The sequence below is a fragment of the Nonomuraea sp. LPB2021202275-12-8 genome, from assembly GCF_037044575.1.
Classification (GTDB): Bacteria; Actinomycetota; Actinomycetes; order Streptosporangiales; family Streptosporangiaceae; genus Nonomuraea.
Map to the genome: position 1 here is coordinate 1 of NZ_JBAHWD010000081.1, position 8,005 is coordinate 8,005.

An 8,005-nucleotide genomic window follows, 5' to 3' on the forward strand; every position below is an offset into this window, starting at 1 on the left:
AACCTGATGCCGCTCTCGGCATCAGCTGCCTTGTGACCGGCGCGAGGTCGCGTCAATCACTCCAGGTAACGCGGACGATCAGCACAAGGCGCAAATGCTCCGCGATGATGAAGGTGAGGAACCCGCGGCCGCCGAACAGATCAAGCGTCCGAAGACCTGCCCCATGCAACGGGCCTCTACCGGCGTGAACCGCATCCCTCCCGAGGACTGCGAGCTGGTCGGCAAGCCGTTCAACCTCAAGGATGACGGTGGGAGGAAGCCCAGCGATGACATGCTCGGCGTCGGGGTTGTACTCCCAGGTCCAGGCGTCACTCACCGACGGCCTCTCGGCGCGCGGATGTCGTGATCTCGTTGATTTCGGCCAAGGCCGAGTCCAACTTCACTCTGTCGGTCGCGGCGGCGACCTTTGCCTCCAATGTACGCAGGCGGGCCGCTCGGGCGGGGTAGCGCTGAATCGCCACGAACTCACCCCATTGCTGCAAGAAGTTCTGCAGAGGTGCCACGGTGCTTTGCCGCGCCGCCTGCTCTGTCGCCTGGTCAAGGTGGTCGACGAACCGGCTGAGGTAAGCCGGAGCGATCTGGGCAACTGCTGCCCTGAGGGCGGCGGTGGTCAGCGGCGGGCGAGGGATCAGTGCCTCGCTGTCATGATGCGGGGTGGACATCGTTGACCTCCAAAATGTTGCGCTTCCACGCTACCGACACACCTGAACCTTTCACCCTTGAACCGCAGGTCAAAGCCCTGATGTAGGTGGCCGCCCTCGTGGCCCTGGCGGCGGGCTCTGGAACGCCTAATCGTCAGAATAGACCTCTGCAGGATGACGAGCCCGCTTTCGGCTCAGGCGTTCATGGACAAGGACTCGCTGACCCACGCCATGGACGAGCGACTGCTGGTCGAGACTCGTCGCTATGGCGAGGCCTACGCCGTCGACCGCCATCAGGTCGGGCGCATCACTCAGGCCGGGCAGGTGCCCGTCGCGCACATGGGCAACATTTCCGTGCACAACTCGAATCGGGCTCTGGCAGACGCAGGTGTGCGCCCGGACCCGCACTCGGTGAGTACGGGGATGGACACCTTGCCATCGAGCACGATGGTGCAAGATCGAATTCTCCCCCGCGCGTACGGCTTCCGCAAGCCGACCAGCCGGAGACCAGCCGGTGCCTTCCATCACGCCGCACAGCCACCTGAGTAACCCGGAATAGTACTATCCAGCCTAAAGATCCCTGCTCTGACATGGAAGGTACGTGAAATGGTGAGACTCGCCTGGAATGCGGCCTCCCGCACCTATCTTGGACCCGCGCGCCAACGCATCGAGGACGATATCTACGCGGGTCCTTCCCTGTTCGCGATCGCCGACGGCCGCAAGGGTCGGACTGCCGGCGACATTGCTAGCCATCTAGTGACCGAGGCCTTGCGGAAGTACGATCGTGAAATCGACCCGTCAAATCTGACAACCATTTTCGAGCGTGGGATCTACTCGGCAGACGAGTCCATTCGAGGCTCAACCCGAGCTGGCGGGCATGGGCGCCAACCTGGTGGCCATGGCGTGCTCTGGGACCATGGCGGTCTTTGCGAACATAGGCGATATACAGGCGTATGTCGTACGACGAACCGACAGCGGGACGGCTGAGCTCATATGGACGACCGAGGGTCATGCCCACGGTATGGCTCAGGCCGACAGAGTGCCGAAGCCACCGGAAACGGATCCCGCGTTTCCTCGACGTACGAATACGAGGGCCCAGCCGCCGGCCCAGCCGACATAGCCGCCGTCCAAGACATGCCGGACCGCAGCGTCCACCACCTGTGACGTCCAGCGCGGCAGGGCTCCGCGGTGATCGGAGGCCGGCGTACGGTTGTTCACCAGACCTGCGTGCGCCGGTCCGGCCGAACTCAAGGCCAAGAACCTCGCACAGAATCCGAATCAGCCAGCGGTGCCACGTGTGGGTGCCCAGTACACCTCGGCGTTTTGCGTCCGCGAGCGCCTTCACCCACTCCGTGGGGCCGTACGGTCGCTGCTCCAGGAATTGATCAATTGTCAGGAACCTGCCGCTGAACACATTGTCGCCGCAATCGCGTCCTGTGTCCTCATAGCGATACGTCATATGTGCAAGCGAACGCTCCTGAGGTTGGCTCCACACCGGGATGGGATCGCGGGCATGGAAATCCTTGTCGATCACGGATTGTTGAAAAACAAGTTGATCGTCGATGTATGTGCCTGCTTGCTACCCGTATTAGTCTCTCGACCGATCCAAACCCTATTGACGGCCTCTTGGACCGTATACGTGAGTTCTGAAGCGGCACAGGTCAGGTGACCGGCGGTCAGCGCGCACGCGGCATCGCTGTTCTCCGCAGGGAAGCTGTCCTCGTCCATTCTGTCCGCGACACTTCCAGCGGCTGCCCGTCTTCTCTGGCGTATTAGGGACGCTGGTGGGCGACGGACGAGGTGAGATGCGATGCGTGGGAAATCGATAAGCATTTCCACACTAAGTGATTGAACGGTATGTAGCTCTACTTGGGCATGTTGAGCGCAGCCCAGCCCGATTACTGTTAGTAGTGTTACCGCGACCCCATCGTAGGAAGGAACCAATAGCTCATGCGCTTCACTTCCCGCATGCTCTCAGTGGCTGCTGCCACCGCTGTCCTGGCCCTGCCATTGCTGGCCGGGAGCCCTGCCTCCGCCAGTCGCGCCATCGCCCTCGGCCCCTGTGAGCCGCCCACTAATGCTCTCGCCTACCAACTCCTGACAATCAACCTGCCGTTGCTTGCGCCCGAAAACATGGGATCTGTCGGTCCGGGGGGTGTTCAGAACATCTGTTAGCACTTCGCTGGCAGTCAACCACAACACCGATCGGCCCTGCTTGCCCATCCTGTCGCTTCAGCGAAGGAGGGCAGGCAGGGCCGGTTGCCATTCTTCTGAGCGTCATATCCGACGTTGCCCGATCGGCAGACTTTTCGTGCTGCAGCGAGGGGCGAGTCGAATGAGGCGGACGCTCCATCGATTGACGCATCCGCTGTCAACCTATGACGTCCACCCCATGCCCATGTGCCAAGGTCAAGCGGTGATCAGGACGGAACTGCCCAACGGGATGCGGGACAGTACGCGCAGGGCGGTGGAGGGAATCCGTACGCAACCGTGACTGATATCGCGGCCGAACACGCTTTTATCTGGCCAGCCGTGCAAGGCGATCGTGCTGGGCCCGCCATCGAAGCTGTCTAGCGAAGTCGAATGCATGCCCAGCGGCAGAATCAGTGGGGTGTAGGTCGGCTTGGGAGGAGACAGGGCGGCCAGCAGGAATGTCCGCCCTGTCGGTGTGGGTGTGTCCGCAGCGCCCACGGCCACTGTCCATGAACGCAGCCGGTGGCCGGCTTTGAACAGGGTAAGTCTGCGCGCGGACAGCTCGATTTCTACTCGGTAAGGGCTATATGCATTCTGCAGCCCTCCGCCGTCGCTGTAGATCCAACCTGTCGACTTGTTCGGCCGACTCGGCAGCAAGACACGAACCCATCCTGGCTGTGTCTGCACTATCGGAACCCACGTCGCGCTCCCCATCTCAGTGGTCGGCAATACCGCCACAGGGGGCCCACCTGGGTGGGCATAAACTATCTGTGGTTCCGTAGGGTGTGTGACAGCCCCATCTCCCGGATCGAGCGAGTCGGTGTCTTTTGGCGCGCCACGCAGTCTGGTGAAAGTTGTCGCACGCGGCAATCGTGCTGTTTGCTCTGCTGACACGGGCATCGGCTTGATCGGCCTGACCGGCTGCGTGGCCGCAGCCGGTGCTGCGGGATTTGGTGACGCGTCCATGTCTGCGCCGCAAGAGACGGCCAGAGGCATGACCGTTAGCACGCTGTAAACAATCATCTTCGTCGACCAGCCCGCCCCACGGTCGGGCGTGGCGGGCTGAAAGCGATCAGGCAAGAAAGTCTCCAAATATGCGCGGTTCGATCCCGAGAGGAGAGGCGGCGTCGCTTCAACACGCACTGTCGATGCAATGCTGGACCCCACAGCTCCAGACTTGCGAGAGAGTTCCAGGTATAGCATCGCCGAACGCTGCCAATCGTCTTGCCTCTAGTTCGATAAATGCAAAAGCTTTGTCAGGCTCGCCGTTGGCAATGCTTAAATCTACAACTCCATGACGTGTTGCCTGCTGATGACCTTCTACGTCCCTGTTCGATTGAAGGTCCCCTCCTGTCCAGTGTGCGCTGGACGCCATATGTGGCCCGATAGCTCCGGGCTTTGCGAATGTGATGCCGGCAGATGTTGACCCTGCAGCGGTTGGCCTGAGCGTTGTGGGGCTTTTGGGGTTAATGTGCGCCCAGGTGCTCTGCGGCTTCCGTTCGCCAGTCACCGGTGCTTGCGCGGCATAACCGGCAAAAATGGACTAAGTGCTCCAAGATTCTCGTTTGTGTGCGAAGTGCACTTGCACGCGAATTGATCGAGTTTTATGTGCCACTTAAGCGTTGCTGCTCACTATTGGTGATGTCTGCAAGTAGCGTGCCAAGTCGCGGGAGGTGGGCTCTCCCGGGCTTCGCGGGGCGTCAACTGCTCCACGGCGGCAAGTCCGGCCGGGGTGATATCTCGCGCAGTTGAATGCCTCGCCTTCTGTGGACACGAAAACCGGGCGTATCCGATGCCCTTCTGCTAGGAGAACGACTCGCTAAATGAACGGAACCTTTAGACAGACCTTGCTCAGACTGCCCGGACTTTCCCGACTAGTGGCGGCTCTGATACTTGTCGCCATCGTAGGTGCGCTCTCCCTCATACATCCACGCGAGAGCGTCGCCCAGGTAACCCCCGTCGACCTGGGGACGGCCGCCAGCTTCTCGGTTCTGGCTGGGAGCGCGGTCACCAACACCGGTCCCACCGTGATTGAGGATGATTTGGGGGTAAGCCCAGGTACCGCGATCACCGGGTTCCCGCCTGGCATAGTGAATGGGGTGCAGCATCCTGCCGATGCTGTAGCGCTTCAGGCACAAGCCGACTTGACCATCGCATACAACGATGCTGCCGGCCGAACCCCGGCCACCAGCATTTCAGGCGACCTCGGCGGCCTGACACTCGAACACGGCATTTATGCCTCCAGTTCTTCGATCGGCCTGACCGGCACGCTCACTCTCGACGGCGAGAATGATCCGAATGCCGTCTTCATCTTCCAGATCGCCTCCACACTCATCACTGAGACAGCTAGCAGCATCGAGCTGATCAACGGTGCTCAAGCGTGCAACGTCTTCTGGCAAGTGGGCAGCTCGGCGACACTGGGAACGGCCTCCACTTTCGTCGGCAACATTCTTGCCCTGTCCTCGATCTCGGCGACCACGGGCGCCACCGTCAACGGCCGACTGCTGGCTCGCAACGCTCAGGTCAGCCTTGATACCAACCTCGTCGGGATCGACGACTGCACAACAACGACTCCCACTCCGACGGTGACCCCGACGGTCACTCCGACGGTGACCCCGACGGTCACTCCGACGGTGACCCCGACGGTGACCCCGACGGTCACTCCGACGGTGACCCCGACGGTGACCCCGACGGTCACTCCGACGGTGACCCCGACGGTGACCCCGACGGTCACTCCGACGGTCACTCCGACGGTGACCCCGACGGTCACTCCGACGGTCACTCCGACGGTGACCCCGACGGTCACTCCGACGGTCACTCCGACGGTCACTCCGACGGTGACCCCGACGGTGACCCCGACGGTGACCCCGACGGTCACTCCGACGGTCACTCCGACGGTCACTCCGACGGTGACCCCGACGGTGACCCCGACGGTCACCCCAACTAAGAAGCCGAAGCCGACTAAGAAGCCGACCAAGCCCGCGCCCTGCTATGACCATGGGCACCACGAGCCCTGCTACAAGACGCACTGCTACCCAGAGTTCTCTTACGACCATGGGCACCACGAGTCCTGCGACAAGGCGCCCTGCTACTCAGAGTTCTTTTACGACGATGGGCACCACGAGTCCTGCGACAAGGCGCCCTGCTACCCAGCGTTCTCTTACGACCATGAGCACCGCAAGGTCTGCCACAAGGGGCTGTGCTACGAAGAGTCCTCTTATGGCCATGGGCACCACGAGTCCTGCGACGAGGCGCCCTGCTACGAAGAGTCCTGTGACAGGGATGACGCCCATGAGCCCTGCTACGAGAAGCACTGCTTTGGGGAGGGCCAATATCGCCTGGCCGCCAGCGCCACAAGGCTCGCTCTGGCACCTGCTCCTAAGCTGGTCAAGAGGAACCTTCGAGTGACCGGCTGACAGTTTCATCCCGCTGGCCACGCTTGCGAATCATGAGCTGGCCGACCTCTGGATCCAGAGGTCGGCCAGCTCATGGCCTACCGTATTTGCAGGGCATGCTCCGTGATGATGCCGGGCCGTGTCTTTGGCCGTCTCTTGGATGGCAACCCGTCATGGTCTTGAAGGGTGAGCATCAGAGTCGTTGAGCGACCAACGGTCCATATGCCTCCCGAGGACGACAATCGCGTGGCCGCCTGGGTCGAGACGGGCTTGATCGTCGCAGGGTTCGCCGGCATGCTCTTCCTCCTGCCCCGTCTGGATTGGGGTGACGGCTCGGTCCGCTACTTCCAACTGACGGCTCTGCTCACGCAAGGCACAGTGCCGGACGGCAAATACTCGATGGTCGGGCCGCTGCTCTCGGCGCCGCTCTGGCTGCTCGGGAAGATCGTAGGATCGCCGGAGTGGTGGACACTGCGCTACAACGCTCTTCTGCTCATCGGGGGAGTGGCTTTCGTCTGGTTCGCTCTGCGAAACCGGCTGCCCCGGCGGCTTCTACGGCGGTTCATCCTGCTGCTGGTCTTCGCGTCGATGTTCGCCCACCATCAGCTGGGATACAACGGCGAGACCTTCACCGCGATCCTCGTTCTCACCGGGACTGTTGGGCTGGTCGCAGGCAGAACTCGGCCGGGATGGATGGCGGTGGCCATCGGGGTCGCCAGCACGCCCGCTGCCCTGCCCGCCATGGCGCTGATGACCGCCAAGTGGATCTGGGACGTCCGGCGACTGCGCTGGCACTGGCCGTGTGCTCGGCGGTTGCGCTGGTGATAGCGGAGGCGTGGCTTCGGCGTGGCAGTCCATTCGCGACCGGCTATGAGGCAGATAACCGGGGGAGCCGCACGATCATGCCCTACTCCGGCCTACCAGGTTTCAGCTATCCGATCTTCTTCGGGATGCTGTCGCTGGTCTTCTCCTTCGGTAAGGGCCTGCTCTTCTTCGCCCCCGGGTTGTTCCTGCCCGTACGACAGCGGCTGCGTGACCTAGCCGCCGGACGGCAGCTTTACGATCTGTGGTTGGCGTTCGTGATCGGTCTGCTGCTGCTGTACGCGACGTATTGGTCATGGAGCGGCTCATCGTTCTGGGGGCCGCGGTACTTGCTGTTCGCCGCAGTGCCCGCCGCGTTCGCGCTGGCCGTACGGTGCTGTCGGCCGGGTGACTCGGCTCTGGCCGACCTCGTCACAGTCTTGGCGCTCGGGATGTCGGTTTGGGCTGGGCTCAACGGCGCGGTGTTCGGAGACGTCGACGTGCCCAAGGTGTGCTGGCCCGACGGGGGCGGCCAGTACGAGGCGCCGATCTGCTTCTACACGCCGGAGTTCAGCGCGCTGTGGTATCCGTTCGTGGCAGGCGCCAAGCCCCTGAGCGCAGGTCAGTGGATCTACCTCGCCTACGGCCTCGCCGTGGGTGCCTATCTGCTGGCCGGGCCGCTGCTGCGGCTCGCCGGACACCTGCGCAGCTGGGCGATCCCGGCGGCAGCCCGGATCAGGACCGTTCGTTGGTAAGGCCATGACAGGCGTGAACCTCACCACGGAGCAAATAGTCGAGTCAGCATGAAACGGCCGGCTCCGGTTCTGTCCGTAGTCGCTCCCGCGTCCTGGCCTTGTCCTTCGACGAGACGGTCTTCCGCTCACCGCCCGGCAGGGTCACCGCACCGATCCATCTGCCGTCCCGCGCTGGTCACTGTTGTGGCGCGACGCCAGCCACCAGCCGCCGCGGGACGAG

7 protein-coding genes are annotated in these 8,005 nt (G+C 62.6%); 4 read left to right on the forward strand and 3 right to left on the reverse strand.

What is annotated here, in order from left to right; translation table 11 throughout:
* Positions 1-52: 52 nt before the first annotated feature.
* Both V5E28_RS48440 and V5E28_RS48445 read right to left on the reverse strand, forming a co-directional pair.
* Positions 53-316 carry a hypothetical protein gene (locus tag V5E28_RS48440; protein WP_336217088.1) on the reverse strand — a complete coding sequence of 88 codons (264 nt, stop codon included), beginning with the start codon at positions 314-316 and terminating at the stop codon, positions 53-55.
* Positions 309-662, reverse strand: coding sequence for a hypothetical protein (locus tag V5E28_RS48445; RefSeq protein WP_336217089.1), 354 nt, complete (start codon positions 660-662; stop codon positions 309-311). The genes V5E28_RS48440 and V5E28_RS48445 overlap by 8 nt, the downstream gene beginning before the upstream one ends.
* Before the next feature lie 153 nt (positions 663-815).
* Here V5E28_RS48445 and V5E28_RS48450 point away from each other — a divergent pair, with 153 nt between their 5' ends.
* Positions 816-1,190, forward strand: a complete 375-nt coding sequence (locus V5E28_RS48450) for a hypothetical protein (protein WP_336217090.1) — start codon at positions 816-818, stop codon at positions 1,188-1,190.
* 1,860 nt (positions 1,191-3,050) lie between these two features.
* On the opposite strand, the gene V5E28_RS48455 is transcribed toward V5E28_RS48450, so the two are convergent.
* Positions 3,051-4,037 carry a L,D-transpeptidase gene (locus tag V5E28_RS48455; RefSeq protein ID WP_336217091.1) on the reverse strand — a complete coding sequence of 329 codons (987 nt, stop codon included), beginning with the start codon at positions 4,035-4,037 and terminating at the stop codon, positions 3,051-3,053.
* Between the two features lie 620 nt (positions 4,038-4,657).
* Between V5E28_RS48455 and V5E28_RS48460 the strand changes: the two genes are divergently transcribed.
* The 3 genes from V5E28_RS48460 (at position 4,658) to V5E28_RS48470 (ending at position 7,785) form a co-directional block, all read left to right on the forward strand.
* Complete coding sequence (locus tag V5E28_RS48460; RefSeq protein ID WP_336217092.1) at positions 4,658-6,250, forward strand: ice-binding family protein; 1,593 nt, start codon at positions 4,658-4,660, stop codon at positions 6,248-6,250.
* A gap of 225 nt (positions 6,251-6,475) precedes the next feature.
* Positions 6,476-7,054, forward strand: a complete 579-nt coding sequence (locus tag V5E28_RS48465; RefSeq protein WP_336217093.1) for a hypothetical protein — start codon at positions 6,476-6,478, stop codon at positions 7,052-7,054.
* Positions 7,055-7,131: 77 nt separating this feature from the next.
* Positions 7,132-7,785 carry a hypothetical protein gene (locus V5E28_RS48470; protein WP_336217094.1) on the forward strand — a complete coding sequence of 218 codons (654 nt, stop codon included), beginning with the start codon at positions 7,132-7,134 and terminating at the stop codon, positions 7,783-7,785.
* Positions 7,786-8,005 lie beyond the last annotated feature (220 nt).